Annotated in this window: 15 protein-coding genes; 7 read left to right on the top strand and 8 right to left on the bottom strand. The window is 41.0% G+C overall.

The genetic code is table 11. The annotated features are described in order from the left end of the window. Window positions 1-54: 54 nt before the first annotated feature. Window positions 55-900 (bottom strand): LysR family transcriptional regulator, encoded by an 846-nt coding sequence (locus ACFI34_RS16225; protein WP_462674238.1) that lies wholly within the window; start codon window positions 898-900, stop codon window positions 55-57. A gap of 126 nt (window positions 901-1,026) precedes the next feature. On the opposite strand from ACFI34_RS16225, the gene ACFI34_RS16220 reads away from it, so the two are divergent. From ACFI34_RS16220 to ACFI34_RS16200, 5 genes are all read left to right on the top strand, one after another. Further along, complete coding sequence (locus ACFI34_RS16220; RefSeq protein WP_462674237.1) at window positions 1,027-1,626, top strand: hypothetical protein; 600 nt, start codon at window positions 1,027-1,029, stop codon at window positions 1,624-1,626. A gap of 92 nt (window positions 1,627-1,718) precedes the next feature. Beyond that, window positions 1,719-2,801 (top strand): glycine cleavage system aminomethyltransferase GcvT, encoded by a 1,083-nt coding sequence (gene gcvT / locus ACFI34_RS16215; protein WP_006794101.1) that lies wholly within the window; start codon window positions 1,719-1,721, stop codon window positions 2,799-2,801. 204 nt (window positions 2,802-3,005) lie between these two features. Next, window positions 3,006-3,395 (top strand): glycine cleavage system protein GcvH, encoded by a 390-nt coding sequence (gcvH, locus tag ACFI34_RS16210; protein WP_462674236.1) that lies wholly within the window; start codon window positions 3,006-3,008, stop codon window positions 3,393-3,395. 156 nt (window positions 3,396-3,551) lie between these two features. Further along, a complete protein-coding gene (gene gcvP, locus ACFI34_RS16205; protein ID WP_462674235.1) occupies window positions 3,552-6,443 on the top strand; it encodes an aminomethyl-transferring glycine dehydrogenase in 2,892 nt (963 codons plus the stop codon). Between the two features lie 420 nt (window positions 6,444-6,863). Continuing rightward, on the top strand, window positions 6,864-7,214 hold the full coding sequence (locus tag ACFI34_RS16200; protein ID WP_462674234.1) for a hypothetical protein: 351 nt from the start codon (window positions 6,864-6,866) through the stop codon (window positions 7,212-7,214). Here the strand turns inward: ACFI34_RS16200 and ACFI34_RS16195 are convergent. The 7 genes from ACFI34_RS16195 to ACFI34_RS16165 are packed head-to-tail and all read right to left on the bottom strand — an operon-like array spanning window position 7,208 to window position 17,293. Next, entirely contained in the window at window positions 7,208-7,954 is a 747-nt protein-coding gene (locus ACFI34_RS16195) for a M48 family metallopeptidase (protein ID WP_462674233.1), read from the bottom strand. The genes ACFI34_RS16200 and ACFI34_RS16195 overlap by 7 nt on opposite strands. Next, a complete protein-coding gene (locus ACFI34_RS16190; protein WP_462674232.1) occupies window positions 7,954-11,109 on the bottom strand; it encodes a type I restriction endonuclease subunit R in 3,156 nt (1,051 codons plus the stop codon). The genes ACFI34_RS16195 and ACFI34_RS16190 overlap by 1 nt, the downstream gene beginning before the upstream one ends. Before the next feature lie 13 nt (window positions 11,110-11,122). Continuing rightward, entirely contained in the window at window positions 11,123-11,935 is an 813-nt protein-coding gene (locus tag ACFI34_RS16185; protein WP_462674231.1) for a hypothetical protein, read from the bottom strand. Window positions 11,936-11,965: 30 nt separating this feature from the next. Further along, window positions 11,966-13,171, bottom strand: coding sequence for an RES family NAD+ phosphorylase (locus ACFI34_RS16180; RefSeq protein WP_462674230.1), 1,206 nt, complete (start codon window positions 13,169-13,171; stop codon window positions 11,966-11,968). Between the two features lie 41 nt (window positions 13,172-13,212). Next, window positions 13,213-14,556: a restriction endonuclease subunit S gene (locus ACFI34_RS16175; RefSeq protein WP_462674229.1), complete on the bottom strand. Its 1,344-nt coding sequence runs from the start codon at window positions 14,554-14,556 to the stop codon at window positions 13,213-13,215. After that, window positions 14,553-17,021: a type I restriction-modification system subunit M gene (locus ACFI34_RS16170; RefSeq protein ID WP_462674228.1), complete on the bottom strand. Its 2,469-nt coding sequence runs from the start codon at window positions 17,019-17,021 to the stop codon at window positions 14,553-14,555. Before ACFI34_RS16170 ends, ACFI34_RS16175 begins: the two co-directional genes overlap by 4 nt. Window positions 17,022-17,053: 32 nt before the next feature. After that, the gene (locus tag ACFI34_RS16165) at window positions 17,054-17,293 is read right to left on the bottom strand and encodes an HTH-like domain-containing protein (protein ID WP_462674227.1); all 240 of its coding nucleotides are present in this window, start codon (window positions 17,291-17,293) and stop codon (window positions 17,054-17,056) included. 363 nt (window positions 17,294-17,656) lie between these two features. On the opposite strand from ACFI34_RS16165, the gene ACFI34_RS16160 reads away from it, so the two are divergent. Together ACFI34_RS16160 and ACFI34_RS16155 are read left to right on the top strand one after the other, a co-directional pair. Continuing rightward, window positions 17,657-18,487: a TnsA endonuclease N-terminal domain-containing protein gene (locus tag ACFI34_RS16160; protein WP_462674226.1), complete on the top strand. Its 831-nt coding sequence runs from the start codon at window positions 17,657-17,659 to the stop codon at window positions 18,485-18,487. A 2-nt stretch (window positions 18,488-18,489) separates the two neighbouring features. After that, on the top strand, window positions 18,490-20,736 hold the full coding sequence (locus tag ACFI34_RS16155; RefSeq protein WP_462674225.1) for a hypothetical protein: 2,247 nt from the start codon (window positions 18,490-18,492) through the stop codon (window positions 20,734-20,736). The last annotated feature ends 24 nt before the right edge of the window (window positions 20,737-20,760 follow it).

Below are 20,760 nucleotides of genomic sequence, written 5' to 3'. Positions count from 1 at the left end.
TTTTGTATTGTTTTGTAATCGTGAAGCTAAGTATAAAGTTGAGTGTGTGTTTTATTAGCCTAAACGCAAGGCAATAAACTCAGCAAGCTTATCTACCGCATTTTCAGACTCACCTGAACTTTTAACCAAGCTAATACCAATGTCGCCCAGTGTAGGTAGGTATTTAGTGTATACTTGGTAATTAAGCTCACTGGGTACGGTACTTTTTGCAAGTACTGTAATGCCAAGCCCTTCTTTTAATGCCGCAATAAGCCCCGTTAAGTCGGCGTTGCTATATACAATGCGGTATTTTATGCCGGCATTTTTAAGCGCATCGGTAGCACGGCGGCGATAAATACATCCCTCTGGCGCGGTTACCAAGGTAACCACTTGGTTTTGTGCTTGGTTTAAATCGCCCACCCATACCAATTGGTCTTGCATAAAAATAGGAAATTTACTTGAGGTAAGTTGCTCGTTTAGCGCAAGAACTAAATCAAATTGGTCTTGCCTTGAAGCCGATAATAAATGCTTACTTAAACGCGATTTAACTTCAAGCGATACCTCTGGGTACAGCGCCACAAAGTCGCCAATAATAGAAGGGAGTATACGCGCAGCAAATTCGCTCGGTATGCCTAAACGTACTTTTCCGGTAATGCTCTCTGAGGTAAATTGCTGCAAAATGGCATCGTTGTATTGCATCATTTGTTTTGCCATGGGCAATAATAGTTCGCCGTACTGGTTTAGTACTTGGCGCTGACCTTGCTTTTTAAATAGTTTATAACCTAATACATCTTCTAAACGCTTTATTTGTAAGCTTACCGCAGGTTGCGAAAGCCCCAAAAAGTCGCCCGCTTTGGCAAATCCGCCTACATCTACAATCATTACAAAGGTACGTAAACTGTCGGTTGATATATTTTTCATATTTAAAATTACAATTTATGTGGCCACATATATAAGCATTATTTATCAATTGATAAATAATTACAATTTGTTGTTACAGACCCCGCGCAATATAATTTTGAGATTAAAAATACACAGGTGTTTGTTATGACTTTTAACCCAATAATGTTTGCCCGCCACAGCAACGCCAACAGCGCGGTTATAAATGCTTTGCAAGCAAATAACAGCACAGTTGTAATGGATTTTAGCGGCAGCGAAGCTTCTGTATTTTTAAGCAGTATTTTAGGTCACGATTTAACAAAATTAACGGCCAGCGGTTTAGGTTTAAAAGGCACATTAGATGGCGACTTTTATTCTGACTTTAGTTACGCCGTGTATTATTTTAGCGAAACCGCTTTTCGATTTGTATTACCCCACAGCGCAAGCCTGCAATTACAGTCACTTATAAACGAACAACAGCTTCGTTTTGATATTGACTACGTTATTCGTACCGACTTAACCAGCTTTACCTTAAGCGGGGAAAACGCCTTTGATACGTTAGTTGATGCCTTTAAGTTAACACCCGGATTACGATTATCTGACACGCAACTATGCTACGGTGCGCAAAGCGGCGAGGTATTTATTACCGCAATTGATAACAAAGATGAGCAGCATTTTGTGCTCATAGCTAAAGCGCCAGAGCTACAAAAATGGCAAAGCTATATGCAAACGCAAGGTTTTGCTGTCATGCAAAATCAGGCCGCATAACAAAACAATCAACAGGTAAACATAGCTATGTTTGCCTGTTTTTAATTTAAGCCACGCCCATTAAGGGTTAATTTAAAACGTGAAGGAATGTTATGACTTCTAAAACTGTACTACATGCTAAGCACCTAGAAGCGGGCGCAAAAATGGTTGATTTTCATGGCTGGGAAATGCCAATCAACTACGGCTCACAAATAGAAGAACATAATGCAGTGCGTAACGATGCAGGTATGTTTGACGTATCACACATGACCATTGTTGATATTGAAGGCGACCAAGCTAAAGCATTTTTACGTAAGCTTGTAGCAAACGACGTGGCTAAATTAACCGTACCAGGAAAAGCACTTTACACCGGCATGCTTAATGAGCAAGGCGGCGTAATTGACGACCTTATTATTTACTTTTTCAGCGAAACGTTTTACCGCTTGGTGGTTAACTCGGCTACGCGCGAAAAAGACTTAGCGCATTTAGCTAATGTATCGAGCGATTTTGCCGTTACAGTGACTGAGCGCCCAGAGTTTGCAATGATTGCAGTACAAGGCCCTAACGCACGCGAAAAAACAGGCACGCTTTTAAATGCAGAGCAACAAGCAGCAGTTGAAGGTATGAAGCCGTTTTTTGGTGTTCAAGTGGGTGATTTATTTATTGCTACAACGGGTTATACTGGCGAAGACGGTTACGAAATTGTAGTACCAAACGACCAAGCAGCCGATTTATGGCAACAACTGCTAGATGCAGGTGTAGCGCCAGCTGGTTTAGGTGCACGTGACACGCTACGTTTAGAAGCAGGTATGAACCTTTACGGCCTAGATATGGACGAAAGTGTATCACCACTTGCCGCTAACATGGCATGGACTATTGCATGGGAACCAGAAGATCGTGACTTTATTGGTCGTGACGTACTGGTTAAACAACGCGCCGAAAAAAGCACCGACAAACTTGTTGGTTTAGTACTTGAAGAAAAAGGCGTATTGCGTAGCGGTTCAAAAGTAATTGTTGACGGTGGGGAAGGGGTTATTACCTCAGGTACTTTCTCACCTACACTTGGTTTTAGTGTAGCCCTTGCACGTGTTCCACGTTCAACAGGCGACACAGCTCAAGTAGAAATGCGCAAAAAATTAGTTAACGTTAAAGTAGTGAAGCCTAGCTTTGTACGTAACGGTAAATCAATAATTTAAATTTGGTGTTATCACCCAATAATACCAATTATGTTGAGTTATTAGCCACTTACAGCGACGGATAAATAGAGTGATAACAAGGCATTAATTTTGATATGTAGTTGTTCTACCTGATAAATTAATAACGATGTTAGCGCTTTATTTAGACCGCTAGATTGGTTAAATATTTAATTTGATTGGTATCATAACCAAAGGAACAAGATAATGAGCAATATCCCTACTGAATTAAAATACGCTTCTTCACACGAGTGGGTTCGCAACGAAGGTGACGGTACCTTTACTGTAGGTATTACAGAGCACGCACAAGAACTACTTGGTGACATGGTATTTGTTGAATTGCCTGAAGTGGGCGATGAAGTAGACGCAGGCGAAGATTGTGCAGTAGCAGAGTCGGTTAAAGCGGCATCAGACATCTACGCACCAATAAGCGGCGAAATTGTTGCCATTAACGAAGAGCTAGAAGACGCACCTGAAACAGTAAACAACGACGCGTACGGTGATGGTTGGTTATTCCGTGTTAAAGCATCTGATGAGTCTGAACTAGACAACCTATTAGACGCTGAAGGTTACTCGCACACTATCGACGAAGACTAATCACTCTTTATTGATACTCAAAAGCCCCGTTTTATGTTTGATGGGGCTTTTATGATTTTATCGCCAATTTTCCATACCATTTTGACGTTAAATCATCATATATTTTAATTAATACTAGTTACCCATTAGTATTTAGGATCATAGGAATCTAGACACATGTCAAACGCCAAATCTCTTGAGCAGTTAGAGCAAAAGCAAGATTTTATTCGCCGCCATATAGGGCCAAGCCCCGCGCAAGTAAGCGATATGCTGAGCGCTCTTGAAGTATCGAGTGTACAAGAGCTGATCGATCAAACTGTACCGGCTAACATTCGCCTAGAGCAACCGCTAAGCATTGGCGAAAGCCGTACTGAAGTTGAAACACTAAGCTACTTAAAGTCAGTAGCAAGCAAAAATAAAGTTTTCAAATCGTACATTGGTCAAGGCTACCACCCAACGCACGTACCGCACGTAATTTTACGTAACGTACTTGAAAACCCGGGTTGGTATACAGCGTACACGCCGTACCAGCCAGAGATTGCACAAGGGCGTTTAGAATCGTTACTAAACTTCCAAACTATGACCCTAGATTTAACCGGCCTTGATTTAGCAAGCGCGTCGTTACTTGACGAATCAACCGCTGCAGCCGAGGCAATGGGCCTTGCAAAACGTGTGTCTAAAGCTAAAAAAGCCAATGCCTTTTTTATTGCCGACGACGTACACACACAAACTATTGACGTAGTAAGCACCCGTGCAGAGCAGTTTGGTTTTGAAATCATTATTGGTAAAGCGGCCGACGCTGTTAACCACGATATTTTTGGCGCATTATTCCAATACCCATCTACATCGGGTGAAATAGTTGACGTAACCGACCTAATTGCCGGCGTACAAAGCAAAAAAGCGATTGCCTGTGTGGCAGCCGACATTATGAGTTTATTACTATTAAAAGCACCAGGTAAATTAGGTGCCGACGTAGTATTAGGTTCGGCTCAGCGTTTTGGTGTACCTATGGGGTACGGCGGTCCACATGCTGCATTTTTTGCAACACGTGACGCATACAAACGTTCATTACCAGGGCGTATTATTGGTGTATCTAAAGACCGTTTAGGTAACGACGCACTGCGTATGGCAATGCAAACGCGCGAACAACACATTCGCCGCGACAAAGCCAACTCAAACATTTGTACAGCGCAGGTACTACTTGCCAACATGGCGGCGTTTTATGCGGTGTACCACGGTCCACAAGGCTTAAAAACTATCGCGCAGCGTATACACCGCTTTGCTGATATTTTAGCTGCTGGCCTAAAAACCAAAGGCATCACCCTTAAGCACAGCACGTGGTTTGATACGCTAACAATTGTTGGCGACAACAAAGACGACGTAATAGCACGAGCACTTGCCAAAGGCGTTAACTTTGCTACAAACCACGACGGCGAATACTCAATTTCGGTTTCAGAAACCACCACACGCACCGATGTAGCCGAGCTATTTGATATTGTATTAGGTGAAGGCCACGGCCTAAGCGTAGACAATATAGCAGCCGATATTGAAGCAAACGGTAGCGACTCTATTCCAGCGAGTTTAGTACGTGATGACGAAGTATTAACGCATCCAAACTTTAACAGCTACCACAGCGAAACAGACATGCTTCGCTACATTAAGCGCCTTGAAAACAAAGATTTAGCGCTTAACCACTCAATGATCTCGTTAGGTTCATGCACCATGAAACTAAACGCGACTGCTGAGATGATCCCAGTTACATGGCCTGAGTTTGCAAACCTTCACCCATTCTGCCCGCTAGACCAAGCAGAAGGTTACCAAATAATGATTAACGAGCTACACGACTGGCTAGTTAACATTACGGGTTACGATGCGGTTTCACTTCAGCCAAACTCGGGTGCACAAGGTGAATACGCAGGCTTAATTGCCATTCGTAAATACCACGAGTCACGAGGGGACGCACACCGTAATGTTTGTTTAATTCCAAGCTCAGCGCATGGCACTAACCCAGCGTCGGCACAAATGGCGAGCATGAAAATTGTTGTGGTTAACTGTGATAAAAACGGCAACATCGACATGGAAGACTTAAAAGCGAAAGCTGAAGACGTGTCTGAAAACCTGTCGTGTGCCATGATCACATACCCATCTACCCATGGTGTTTACGAAGAAACCATTCGTGAACTATGTGACATTATTCATGAGCACGGCGGCCAAGTTTACATGGACGGCGCAAACATGAACGCGCAAGTGGGTGTAACAAGCCCGGGCTTTATTGGCTCAGACGTATCGCACTTAAACTTGCACAAAACGTTTTGTATTCCACACGGTGGCGGCGGCCCAGGTGTAGGCCCAATTGGTGTTAAATCGCACCTTGCGCCATTTATGCCAAACCACAGCGTAATTAACGTACCAGGTACAAACATTAACAACGGTGCCGTATCGGCAGCGCCTTACGGCTCAGCCGCTATTTTACCTATTTCATGGGCGTACATTGCCATGATGGGGTCAGAGGGCTTAAAACAAGCCACAGAAATGGCGATTGTGAACGCTAACTACTTAACGCACGAGTTAAGCCAGCACTTCCCAATTTTATACCGTGGCCGCAACAACCGCGTTGCTCACGAATGTATTGTTGACTTACGCCCATTGAAAGAAGCGTCAGGCATTACTGAAATGGACGTCGCTAAGCGCCTACAAGATTACGGCTTCCACTCACCCACTATGTCGTTCCCAGTAGCGGGCACATTGATGATAGAGCCAACTGAGTCTGAGTCAAAAGGCGAGATAGACCGCTTTATCGAAGCAATGGTGTCAATCAAAGGCGAAATCGATAAAGTAATCTCTGGCGAATGGTCAATCGAAAACAACCCACTTGTGTTTGCACCGCATACACAAGCTGACGTACTTGGTAACGAATGGGACCGTGCGTACGACCGTTTTTACGCTGCATTCCCAGTGCCAAGCGTTGCTAAAGACAAGTTCTGGCCAACTGTTACGCGTATCGATGACGTATACGGCGACCGTAATTTAGTATGTGCATGCCCAGCGGTAGAGACATATCGCGACTAATTTTTGAATGATGTGATCATGTAATTAAGTGGGTTAACGTTTTAATTAAGATGGTTATCTTAATTAAGTTGGTTAATTCAGATTAAGAACAAAATTGAAAAGCGGATCTTAATGATCCGCTTTTTTTTGCCTCAAAATCGAAGGCTAATTTGATTTTTTCAAAAAAAATGAAAAAGACTTTTAGCAAATTATTTATATCAATATCGATAATTTATTAATAAAACTAAAAATATCTATATCAATTACTGCATATATTTCAAGTAGTTCTAATCTTTGTAAATTAATAAACATAAAAATAAGCATATAATTTTATGTTTATTAAATCCTTTTAAAACAGCGTGTTATACGTATCTGTAACTTGTGCGAACTTGGTTTTTCATCTAATAAATTTAATGTGTCATTAATTTGAAAGGTGGAATCATGAAAACTTTAAATACTCAAAAATCTTCTTACTCAAGCGTCAAACGCTTTTGTCTTGATTTGCTCAAATCACCACAACTTCAAGTTCGACTTTTACCTCAGTGTTTTGAGCTTGATAAAATTGGGTTACAAACGTTGAGCCATAAAGTAGAGCTTATGTTATCGGCAAATAACATTGATTGTATTCTTATTCCTTCTGGCGCTTTTAAACAGCAAGAATTACCTAAAATTATTTCTTTACTGTATAACATCAATATCAAAGTGAAGTTTCAAACCAAACCTAATGAAATGGAAGTACAAATGCTTCCACTAACCTTATTGAGATCTATGATCGTTTTAGACAATCAATAACTCCAATCCTCATAGGCCAGAGGCAAGCTATTTAGTAAGTCTCTGCGCTCACGCCAGTTGGGCATATGTTTGTCCATGAAAGATCTGAATCGCTCATTATGGTGGCGTTCTAGCAAGTGAACTAGCTCGTGGGCAAGGATGAACTCCATACACTCTGGTGGCTTCTTAGCAAGTTCGAGGTTAAGCCATATACGCTTAGCTTGAATATTGCAGCTTCCCCATTTGGTTTTCATCTTTTTGATGTTGATAGAACCAGCGTTTACACCTAGTTTTTTTTCCCATTGAGGTAATAATTTCTCAACTGAGCGCTGCATTTCATCTCGATAGAAACGGTTAAGCAGTTTGAGCTTATTGTCGGTTGACGTATTTTCTGCAACTGCTAATACTAAATTACCGTTGCCTTTTGCGGTAACTACGTATTTCCCTTGTGCCTCAACAAGCTTTAAGCGGTATTTCTTACCCCATAGGTAGTGGCATTCACCATTAACCATTTCTCGTATTGATTGGCGCTCTTGGCCTGAAAAATCAGCTTGCTGTCTTTTGATCCAAGCCAGTTTATTAACAATTGCCAGCCTGATCTTCTGTTCACTCGTTCCTTCAGGAATAGACAAGCGTACTTTGCCGTTTGGCGGTAGTACGCTTAAGTGAATGTTTTTAATAGCTCTGCGATTTATCTCTACATCAATATCGCCAATACGAACTACTTCAACGCTTTGAGCATTGCTTTTAGTATGGCGCACTAATGGTATTCCTTCTGAGCTTTAATTAGCTCCATCACATCAACAATATTGATGTTATAACCAGCCGCTTCTTCTCGCACTGCGTTGGCTATCTCACGTTCCTTGAACCTATCTCCAAGCCAATCAGCTTTCTTGGTATAACGAACAGCGGTATCAATTTTAGTAGTAAGTACTTCATCATTACCTAAGTTGTCATAAATTGCTTGTTTGGCTGGCGTATCAACAGACGTAGGGTAGTTTTGCGCGGTATTTTCACTTGGATTAACCACTTTATTGGCTAGAGCTTTGATCTGCTCAAGGTATTCCTGATAGCTAATGGCTTGTTCTCTTCGCTGCTTAATGATTTCATCGAGCAACGTTGCCATGCTGTCGAAGTATTTAGGGTTTACAGGGTTTTCATCAACGATAGTTTTTCTTACGTTATTCTCAATAGCTTCAGCCATTGCATCTTCATTATTACGCAAGCCTTCAGGTAAATCTTCTAAACTTTTACCGTTGTTGTTCACTACTAGATCAATCAAGCCTAACTCTTCAAAATCCATCAGTAACTCACTGTCATCAGCTCGAATGTACATATCCAATAGATGACGCATCGCAGGCTCAAAACGTTTCATTTCGAGCAAATCACCGCTGGCGAGTTTGACTTCATCACGCACCTTTTCGAAGTACGCGACTTCTTTCTTAATATTTTCGGCTTCTTCAAAGGTGTAACCAGCTTGTTCCATTTCATTAGCAAGGTTGGTGTATGCGCGAATTAATTTAGCGACTGATTGATATAGAGTTAAACGCAATGCCTCTTTTTCAGTTCGCTCATTTTCATCTTTAGGTTCAACACCAGATTCACCACAAAAATAATGGATAAAATCCTTAGTATCTCTAGGTGCTTTCACTGGCTCACACAACGCTCGTACTGCTTCCAGCGCATTATCTAAATCAGCGCGTGACTCTTGTAATCGATCTTTTAAAAGCCCTTTAACATCGTCAGCATCGTAACCATCAAAGGCTTCGGCTGTGTAATCTTTAATGGCTTTATCAAGTGAACGGAATAAGTCTTTATAGTCGATGATGTAACCGTAGTCTTTATCTTCACCATCCAGTCGGTTTACTCGGCATATCGCTTGAAATAGGTTGTGGTCAGCCATCTTTTTATCGATATAAAGGTAAGTAGCAGAAGGGGCATCGAAGCCAGTGAGCAGCTTATCTACAACTATCAGCAGGCGCATTTGACCCGGTTCTTCAATAAATCGTTTCTTAACGGCTTTTTCGAACTCTTCAACACGTTTCGCGGCTTCTTCTTCGCTTTGCTCAAAGTACTCAGCTAACATCTTGCGATAGGTGTCATATTTAAATAGCTTTTCAGTTAAACCTTCACCAGATTCTTCGCCTTTTATAGCGCCTGCGACTGGCTGATAACTGGTTACTACTGCACATTTTCCTGCAAGATCGGTCTTACTAAACAAATCATAAACAACACATGCTTGATGGACGCTAGCGCACACAAGCATGGCGTTGCCTCTACCAGACATCAGTGCAGGTTTGATTTCCATATCCATTAAAATGTCGCTAACAATTTGTTCTAAGCGAGATTTGCTAGATAGCACTTTTTGCATGGTGCCCCATTTTTGTTTGAGCTGCATTTTAGCAAGGTTAGAAAGTCCTTTAGTCTTAGCTTCAAACCACTGGTCTACTTTTTTTTCTGAGGTTAAATGCTGATCAATATCTCTTGCTTCATAACGCAGATCTAGCACCACACCGTCACTTACGGCTTCATCAAACTTGTAAGTGTGAATATATGGTCCGAAGACTTCCAAGGACTTCTTCTTGTCCTTTTTCATCAGTGGCGTACCTGTAAAGCCGATAAACATGGCTTCAGGCCCCTCTCCTTTATCAAACAGGGCTTTCATTGCTTCGTGCAGCTTGCCCGATTGAGTTCGATGACACTCATCAACAAATACAAACAAGTTACCTTTTGCAGCAAAGTCAGTTGGTAGGTTTTTGGTTAATGCTTCAAGGTAATCTTTTGTTGCTTCATCATCGTCTTCTTCTGTGACTGCTTCGCCGTTACGGCCAAACTTATGTACCAGTGAGCAAAATAACCAAGGGTTAGGTTGATTCAGTGTGGCAACTAAATCCCGTCCACTTTTGGTACGATAGATTTCTTCATCAACACCAGAGAATACTTTTTCTATTTGTTCGTCTAATTCGGTTCGGTCAGTAACAATAAGCACCCGTGAATCCGTTACATTTTCGCGTATCCACTTGGCAAGCCAAACCATCGTTAAGCTTTTGCCAGAACCTTGCGTGTGCCAGATAATGCCATCATCGTGCGTTTTAACGTGTTTCTGTGCCGCTTGGATGCCGAAGTATTGATTGTGTCGGCAGGTCTTCTTCACCCCTGCATCAAAAACAATAAAATCGTGAATAAGCTGTAAGAAGCGTTTTTTATCACATAGCTGTGCGACATGTTTATCTAACGGTGTTTTTGTTGCTATCTCCGCAGGCGGTAAGCAACCAGCGCCTTCCGGCTCCTTCCATTCGAGATAATATTTTTCAGATGTTTCAATCGTGCCGTAGCGAACACCTTGGGAGTCATTACCTGCCATTACAAGCTGCATAGTGGTAAAGAAGTTACGAATAAACGCTTTCTTTTGATTGTCTAAGTTTTGGCGAATACCTTCGCTGACAGATACTGAAGAGCGTTTTAATTCAATTACACCAAGTGCAATGCCATTAACATAAATCACAATATCAGGGCGCTTTTTCAATTCACCCTTTACGGTAACTTCTTCAGCAATGGCAAAGTCGTTAGCTTCTGGGTTTTTCCAGTCTATTAGCCAAACAGTTTGGTTCTGCTCACCAGCGCCTTCTTTTTCCTTTACGCCATAACGGAGTAGGCGATAAACATCTTTGTTGGCATCAAATAGCTTTTTGCCTTCACCAAGCGCTGCGGCAGTATCAAGTTGGCGTAATGTACGGTTAATCAGAGCATCAGAAATTCCACGACCTTTAAGCCATTTAGTCACCAAGTCTTTTTCAATATTGCTGTTACCTTCACGGTATTCCCAATTACCTAAGTAATCGTAATTAAGCTGTTCTGTAAAAAACTTAACCACGCGGTTTTGGGTTTTTCTCTCTAATTGACCGACATTACTCATGGCTTCATCCTTGTTATTCTTCACTAATCAAAAAGTGCTCTTTTCTATTCTTTTCATTAAAGCAATCTGTGGGGAGGAAAATCCATCCCTCTTTATGTGGCGTTAGGTCATCAGGGAACCTAAGTACCTCTGGCTGCTCAACAAATAATTTGGCAATTAATGCACAGGTAAATGCATCAATATGATCTTGTGTTGGTAAGCGGTGATCGACTAACTGTTCTTCTCCAATTTCATTAATGCGCCAATCAAGCCCAGCATTTTTTTGCAATTTATCAATAATGGCGGACTGAGCACATGGAGATGGATAAGCTTCAATTGCGGTGATGTTATCACTTTGCCACACGCCAGTTTGTTTTATATCAGGCACAAATTTAGCCAAGGTGTGCATACCTTTTGTCGCCTGACTACCAATCATATCTTTAATCGGGGAGAGAGGTGTGTAGCCCCACTCAGCTAAAAAGCGCTCTGTATACCTAAATAGATAAGGGTTTAGCGCATTAGCGGTATCACAATCTACAAATTTCCCTGTCAATAAGTCATAAAAATGTTCACTAAATCCAAGGGGCGAGTCTATTGCAAAGGTAATGTGACCACCAGAACATTCAGTTTGGCAGAGCGAAAATAGTGAAGTAATAAAATCAGTTTGGTTGTTTGCCGAATTAATGGTTGGTGATAAGTTTCCGCGCCAAGGCGCACCAACAATTTGATTTTTACTATTGAGGATCACTAAAGCATCACGGCTATTACGGTTTCTAGCGCAATTCCAGCCACCGACATCCCAACCTACAAAGTAATGTTCTTTAAATAGAGTATTACATTCAGCCATGCACTCGTACCTTAATAAGCAACGCCATGTTCAATACCTTTCTCTTGGAAATAGGCGCTTTAAAACCGTATCACCCGCTGTTAGCATTACCGAGTTATCTTCTTCCGTTGCGTTATAGCTTGCACTTCTAACTCTATGAAATCTGATTGACTCCGGAACAAAAAACAAAGCAGCATTATCTTCTTGAAAAGGATCTGCATTATCGAGATATATAGTTCCGTTGTTTGCTAGAGAATGTTCCGGGAATAAGGCCACATTGTGACTATCACCGTTGGTTTGAATCGAAGGATAAATAATTCCATCAATTTGAGAACCAAATTCAGTGCTGAGAAATTCGAAGATGACTTGAGTCGCTAAGTAATCATGTTGATTGTGACGACTGGATGGGCGCGTAAGCTTGAAGGTCATCTCAGGAAAAAATGCATAAGCATGAGATAGAACCTTCCATCTATCGGAGAATATATCGTCATCAATTTGTATATCTTTCAAGGCGTTCAAATCCAAAAGCTTTAAAGCTCTAATCGGACGAAATTCACCAGAAACTACGCGATCGCCAACAATTGGTCTTAATTCACTAATACAAGTATTCCGATCGAAGGCGGCATAAAAAGCGGAGACTCCTGCTGGTGTCATTCTTTGCGAACTAGCCAGATTAGCAGGAATAGCGCCTAACTGACTTATAGGGTTTTTACTAATGAGTTCGATATCTGCAACGCTATAACCAATCCTTGCGCGGTAAAGAGATTGCGTGATTGGTAAATCAATTACTAGGGAAGGTAGCAGTTTGTCTTCGTTAATAATTGTTCCAAATAGATCCTTGCAGAAAGAAAATGCTGACTTATTGAAAAATCGTTTCTTGTGCTGAATAGAGTTAATAAAATCAAACCAACGGTTTTCAAAATCATTCAAGTCTTCAAGATTTCCATCATCCAAAGTATATAAAATTGGTCTGCCATTATCATCGGTATCATTCGGTTGTCTTTCGAGTAATCCCTCAAGATAAGTCCCATTCACTATTGGGACATGCGTTTCAATGAATTCGAGTAGTTCAAAAAGACTGACTTCATCACTACCACATTCGAATATCATCGCTTGTTGGTAGTCGGATAATTCGTTAACAGGAACTAAAATATCATGCACTTTGCCTAACAAAAACTGGTCTAATACTTCATCTTCGACACATATATTTTCTTTGCCGCAGTAACTACATTCTGAGTTTATACCTGTACTATCCACGAATCTTTGAAAAGAGTTGTGGTAAACGCAATTTGTGCAAATCAAAATGGCAACCTCGTGCGCCCTGTAAGTAGTTCCTGCATCATTCCCTGTTTGACTTGGCGGGTTTTCGCTAGGCGCTGTTCAAGGGTTTGGGTTTCGTTATCCATATCCGATAGGATGGTAGCGATGGCGGTTTGCTCTTCTTTGCTACTAGGTAAGCAAAGGAGTAACTGTTCGAAACGGGTTCTTTTGATACCTTGAGCTGTTGAGCCTGTTGCACTATCACTAAGCAGTTTTTGGAACTGATCAGACATCATTAACTGATAGACGAAGGTTGATTCATATTCTTCTCTTTTGAGTTGTAGCAATATGGTTCGTTGGCTGAGGATATAACGTTTTGAGTCTGGAACCAGAGCGACATTACCTAAGGGTGCTTCCATAGTGAAAACAATATCATTTTGTTCAACATCGCCATTTTTCATCCATTTTTTATAAAGCTCGTCTGAGCCTAAATAGCACTCTTCTTCGAAGTCGATGTAACCTTTTTTCACGTTCCCGGCAGATAACGCAACAATGTCACCACCTCCCCAATCCATACCTAACTTCTTGGGAGTGCGTCCTCGATAGTCAATAATATTTTTAGTTAACTTAGCTATAGAAACTACATCCCAATCCTCAGGGATTTCGCCTAGTTCGCTGGGTTTTGTGCCTTTTGGCTGGCCTTGCTTTTCGCCTTCGGTGTAAGTGGCAAATTGCGGTAAACGGGTTTTGCCTGTGAGCAGTTGCTGCATGGTGGCGGTTTTAATCGCTTGTTTTTTTGCGATCAGCTTTTCCAATTCTGTCAATAGCGCATCAACATCGGATAAGGCATTGGCAATGGCGGTTTGTTCTTTTTTAGGAGGAAGAGGCAATAATGTTGTTCTAATTGTTCCTAGTCCTAAATTTTTGATAGTAGAACCAGTTAAACCGTCAAAGAAAGACAGCTTTGTTCTGTGGGAGCCTAAAACATAGAAAATATATTTCTTTTCAGTACCTTTTTTGACGTTTATAAAAGCTGCACTTTTACCTAACACTATAGATTCATTATTGTATTCAGCTACGTTGCCAATGGTTCCATTAATTGATAATAACAATGTTTTTTGGTCTAAAGGTTTTTTGTGCTTTTTATATTCAGTTAGATTTGTTTTCTTGGTATTACCATCAAGGCTTATGGAGCCATTAATCAAGTTATTCCCGTTTACAAAATAAAAGTCACCATTTTCGTCATAGTTCGGGGTTGTATGTATACCATCGCCAATAAGCGAAGAAATATCATCAAAAGACGAAACGCCCCAATCATCAGGAATCACCCCTACTTCAGTTTGTTTATATCCGTCAGGAACTATTTGCTCAATTACGCTCATAATGACCACTCCAATCCCATTGCTTTTAAGTGGCCTGCGACTTTATCGCTTAACTCGCCAACTGAGTTGGAAAGGGTTGGCAATGGCGCGCTGTAGCGCTCTTCCAGTTGTTTAACCCGGTTTGCCATTTGCTGGGTTACACGTTCAATTTCACTAACGATATTGGCTTTTAGAGTGGCTAACCATTTGTCATCGACAATCAGTGTTTTTATTTCACTAACATCAAGTTTTGGATATTGGTTGAATACGCTTAGGTCCAGAGCTTCTTGCGCTTCTTTCACTGCTTTCTTCGCAGCCGCTTCAGCGTTAAACAGCTTGGTTGCTTGTTTCAGCGCTTTAACTTCATCAGCATCGGTTGCTAGCTTTGTTCTAGCCGCAACGCTGGCTTTGGTGATTTTGTCTTTATCGTTGATGGCTTCAATTAATAAGCCATCTTCACCACCATGCTCTTCTAAATAGCTTTCTAATGCTTGAGTTGCCTCATCCTGCTTAGCTTGCAGCGCATCAACCTGAGTTTGTGCGTCAGCAAAATAACGTGAAACGATTAAGCTAGGTGGAATAATCTCGGCTTTGTACTTTTTCTTATTGATGATTAAGTCAGGTGCTTCTTTAAGCTTTTCACCTTTTTTAGCAATAAGTTCACGAAGGGTATTACCTGCTTGCCAATCGTCCTGTACCAATACATACACATCGTCCTGCATGGTATCAGCCCAGTAATCCATAAGGATTTGGTAAATATCGTATTTGCTTAATAAGTCGCTATTGGCATAGCTATTTAATAAGTTTTCTGAAATGTTAAAGATAAAGTTTTTCGGGTTATCGCCTACTTTAATTTCTTTTAATTTAGCTTCTGGTATCCAATTCTTAAATGGCAATAAGCTGCGGCTGGCAAAGTCTTTAAACTCTTGATGAGCAAGAATACTGCTTTTAACCGCGCTTGCTTCAATCATACCGTGACTGTAACCGTCACGTGCTGGTTTGAATAATGTAGCTCGGATGCTTGGGAATACTTGCCAGTAGTGCTCAAGGGCATCGATATCTCGGTTTGGAATGCCACCTTGCAGGTGAGCGCTTAAATCGTGCAAATCTTCTGGCTCAGAGGAATCGATATAACGCGGTATATTAAGGTTGTAATCGTTCGCGGCAATTTCATCAATGGGCACTAAGCGGCTAAAACGCTCAAGCTCGATGCCTTTATTAAACACATCAACAATTTTATGAATATCTTGGCTTCGCAGGCGGTTTTTGTTGCCATCTTTAATGAAGCCTTTGCTGGCATCAATCATAAAGATTGGTCGGCCTGATACGGTTGGTAACTCTGCATCACCCTCATTAAAACTAGTCACCGCTTTTTGCGCGTGCTCTTTATCAATCACGATAATACAGGCTGGAATACCCGTGCCGTAGAATAAGTTAGCAGGTAAACCAATAATGCCTTTGATATAACCTTGTTTGATCAGGTTTTCACGAATAGTAGCTTCAGCATTACCACGGAATAACACACCATGCGGTAAGATCACCGCGCCTTTACCTGTGCTTTTTAAGCTTTTGATGATGTGCAGTAAAAAGGTGTAGTCACCATTTTTCTCTGGTGGAATACCCCACGTAAAACGGTTATATAAATCGTTTTCTGGCGTTAAGCCGCTGGTCCAGTTTTTATTTGAAAATGGCGGGTTGGCAACCGAAAAATCAAATGTTTTTAATTGATTAGGGGCATCTTTCCACTGTGGGTTGGCAAGTGTGTTGCCTTTCCATATTTTGGCAGTGGTGTTGTTATGCAAGATCATGTTCATACGGGCAAGTGCGCTAGTGGCCTTGTCGTTTTCTTGCCCGTAAAGGGTTAAACCTCGCTCTGCTTGGTCGCTGGCCTTTAATAACAATGAACCTGAACCACAGGTAGGGTCGTACGCAGTGGCATCTTGTGGCGTATCTTCTTTAATGCCCACCACTTTAGCGAGTATTTGAGAAACCTCAGATGGCGTGTAGAACTGGCCTTTTGATTTACCAGATTCAGTAGCGAAATGACGCATCAAATATTCATAAGCATCACCTAATAAATCGTCACCGCCAGCATGGTTAGAAGATAAGTCTAAGTCTTGAAATATACCGACTAATTTAGTGAGGCGGTCTACCATGTCTTGACCTTTACCCAGCATATCTTCGTTATTGAAGTCGGCGACGTCTATCACGCTTTTAAGGTCGTTTTCTTCTGCAAGCGCAGCGATGATCTTATTAATTTTATCGCCAATTTCCTTATCGCCTTTGGCGGCTATCATGTCGTCATAGCTAGCACCTTCTGGCACCACTATCATGCCGTATGGGTCGCCTTTGTATTTATCACTAACGTACTTCATGAAGAGCATGGTTAGTACGTAGTCTTTATACTGGCTGGCATCCATACCGCCACGCAGTTCGTCACAGCTTGCCCATAATGATGAATACAGTTCTGTCTTTTTAATTGCCATGAGTGTTCCTTTAAATCCTTGTGCCTGAGCGGTTAGAGCAAGTCGGTGTTTAAGCCTGCTGCTTTTAAACGGTGAGTGAGATTACGCATTTTAGAAAATTCAGTGCCAAAACTGGGTTTTAAGCCAACGCCTTCGCAAAATTCTTTGGCAGTCATGCTTTTTAAACTATCAGCGTATTTGATCATTTGCAGATGCATTTCAGTGGTGTATTGATTGCGTGGCGCATCACTTAATGCTTGTTTGATATGCTCGAAGATCGCTTGCTCGTTCATAAGACTATTCTTCTTTTCGATAGTAATTTATCTAATTTATATAAATTAGATAAATAAGCAAGGAGATTTGCCCGACAGTACGGATTTTTGGTTAGATTTGTTTGTTACATAACTGGATTTGCATATAACTAAATATTGTATACTAAAGCTAGTATAGATATTTTTAGTTATATTAATTATACTTATTTATGTCATTGAAAAATTTAAAACTATATGTTCTTCACAGTTGATGAAAACTCTACTGATTAATTAATAAATATAAAAATATCTATAAAAACCAATAATTTATATTTACTAATCCTAATTGCAAACCACATGATCAACTGCTATTTCTAAAAAATAAACGAATTTTAGAGATAGCAAATGCAAATCAAGTTAAACAAAGCAACTTCAATCATTGAAACTTGGCTTAAAAAATTAGCCAAGGGGAAATATGAACCCTTGATCAAAGTATGGTCCGGTCCAAAAGGTACGCGTAGGCATTTTTTTTCAGGCATAAAATCAGATTTAAAACACCACTTTTTAAGCGATGGTGAGAAGCGTCTAGGACTTGTTCGGGAAGCACAACCAGAAACGGTGAGCTTTTATGAACAATTCCCACTGTACGATTTAGAGCTGTGTATTAATTTGTCTGTTGAAATGGGGATCAAGTACCCCGTTGACGAAGATGGTCAAGCGTGTGTTTTAAGTTCCGACTTGTTTTGTACTGAAGTTGATTTTGAAACAGGCGAAATTATAAAGGTTGCTCGAACCTATAAACCAATCGCTTCGTTTTTAACAGAAACGAAGCATCCGATTTCGATCACTCGCACACTGCAAAAGTTGGAGTTAGAAAAGCGGTATTATGAAAAAAAAGGCATTCCGTTTCATGTTGAGACAGATCTCAACATATCTAAAAACCATGCTGATAACCTTGTTTGGGCCAGAAAGAGTGCGGAGTACCGCCATGAGTTTGTACATCATGCTGAAAAATTCACTTATGAATTTATCAACATCGCTTTTTGCCGCCCTGATACACATATTAACGAGCTGATAAAGTTAACGGCACGAAAGCTTGGAATTAGCTTCAGTGATGGTTTTGCTTTATTTCAATGGGGGATATGGTCACAGTTGATCCCGGCTGATTTAGAGCGCCCAATCAAAATTTTCGAGCCTTTAGCGCTGAAAGAACCACCATTTAAAGAGGTGGCTTAAGCGTGTTTAACAAACATAGTCGTGTTTATACCGAGTCAGGCTCACTGAACTACCTTATTGTTGATGTTCAAGATGATCGTATTGCTTTTTTTGATTTAACCCAAGCAGTCGCTAAACGCAGAGCTAGAACCAAAAGCCCTAAACGTCCAACACCTAGTCGCCATCAAAGTAAACCGAAATGGATGGAAATTGGTGATTTCATCGAGATGATTGATGATTATCAATACATTGTTGACGGGTATGAATATCAAAATGGCTTACACCTGCCAAAAAGCAAAAGTACTGAAAAGAAGGCTGAAATTAGAGAAGAGCGCATTGAGCAGGCGACAATAAACTATGAGTTAATTCGTCCAATTGTCGAGGATGAAGCAAAACGATTGGCGTATCTATACAGCAAATCAGGCAATCAAATCATTGTTGAGCGTAGTAGAGAAACAGGAGTAAAAGCTGAGCATATATCTCGACTACTTTGCCAATACTTTATGCGTGGAGGCTGCTTTAACGCCATGTTTCCGAATTATCGTTATTGCGGAAGCAGTTTTGTCTTGCCAGCCAAAGTATCGGATATCACATGTAAAAAAGGCCGAAAGTCTGACAATACTAATTACCGCGCACGCACAGAATACGACAACAAGTTAATTGAGAAACACCTTAAGAAATTAGGTAAGCGTAAATTCGACAAGTATCCACATACTAAAATGTATCAAATCTACGATTATTACTACCAAACAAAGGAAGAGGTAATAATTGATGAGTTTGGTGAAAAGTCTGTGATTAGAGTGCCACTGCCTGAATCTGAATGCATCAGTTATGACCAATATTATTCTTACGTTAAACACTTAGAAAATGAGCACAAACTTAATTGGTTAAACAAAGGTGAGAAGAAATATCTAAAAGAATTTGAAAGCCGACTAGGACGAGCGCGTGACGGTGTTAAAGGGCCTGCGTTCAGGTACGAAGTAGATGCCACCATCGAAGACGTTTACTTATTATTCCCTTATTTTACAGAGTACAGATTGTCTTCTGGCAGGCCAACGGTTTACAGGGTCGTTGATACTTTCTCAGGGATGGTTGTTGGGTTTCATGTCGGCATTGGTGGTCCTAATTGGGAAGGAGTACTACAAGCTTTGTACAACGCTTTCACTGATAAAGTTGAGTTCTGTCAGCGTTATGGAATTGAAATTAACGCTGAAGACTGGCCATGTTTCCATGTGTGTAGTGAACTCACCATCGACAACGGTGTTGAATACCCTAGTAAGAATATGAAGCAACTGCTGGAAGAAAAATTTGGGATAAGTTGCATCAACTATACCCAGATATATTCAGGAAGTCGCAAGGGCACCGTAGAAGGCGGGTTTCAGCAAGATAAGAATGACGTTATTCAATTTATGCCGGGCTATGTCGAGCGTCTACCTGAAAAGGGTGAAAAGCACGCGTCTAATTTAGCTGTTTACACCCAAGACAAATTTATCCAGCTATTGATAACGAACACATTAATTCGTAATAACGATGTGTTTAATGCGCGGCTACATGACAAAGCTATGTCTGAGCAAGGAGTCGGTGCGACTTGTCGCGAAGTCTGGAACTTTGGCTTAAAGCATTACATGAATGGTGGGCGCGGTATGGTTAGAACCAAAGAGGAGGTTTTATATAAGCTGCTTCCCTCTGGTTCAGCAACAACTACAGCACAGGGAATTAAATACAATGGTATTTATTACAAATGTAATTTTGCTGCGTCTCAAGGTTGGTTGACTGACAATAAAAACCGCAAAGTTAAAAAGCTGGATATTCGCTATTTTGACGGATCTACCATGCGTATTTGGTATCGCTGGGATGGCGTTATTTATACCGCAGAGTTAAATGAATCGCAGTCGGAGGCTTTTGAGCATAAAAGCTGGTTTGATGCGCTGCACCGCATGAAAATTTATTCCGCTGAACGTGCTGCTCAGAAGCGTAAAGAGCGCGAGGCACGAATAGCGCAAATGCAATTTACTAAAGAGAAACAAGAGGAGGCCAAAAAAGAGTTAGAAGGCACTTACACGCCTAAACGCAACTCGCCAAATTCACTTACTAGATTAACCGCTTTGATCCAAAAGAAAATGGAGGATCAAAAAACGTCAAACTTATTTACCCAGCTTTTGGGTAACGAAACTCGTGATCCTGATACCACGGTGAGAATTTCCACCAAGCATCAGGCTATGAGTAATCAATTCGCAAAAATGTACGGAGCAAATTCCAATGGAAACTAAATCATACGCTACAAGCGTCAACTT

This window comes from Pseudoalteromonas sp. PSi26, from assembly GCF_054960575.1.
The sequence above is the reverse complement of the archived record's forward strand: the minus strand, read 5'-3'. Positions and strand labels throughout refer to the sequence as shown.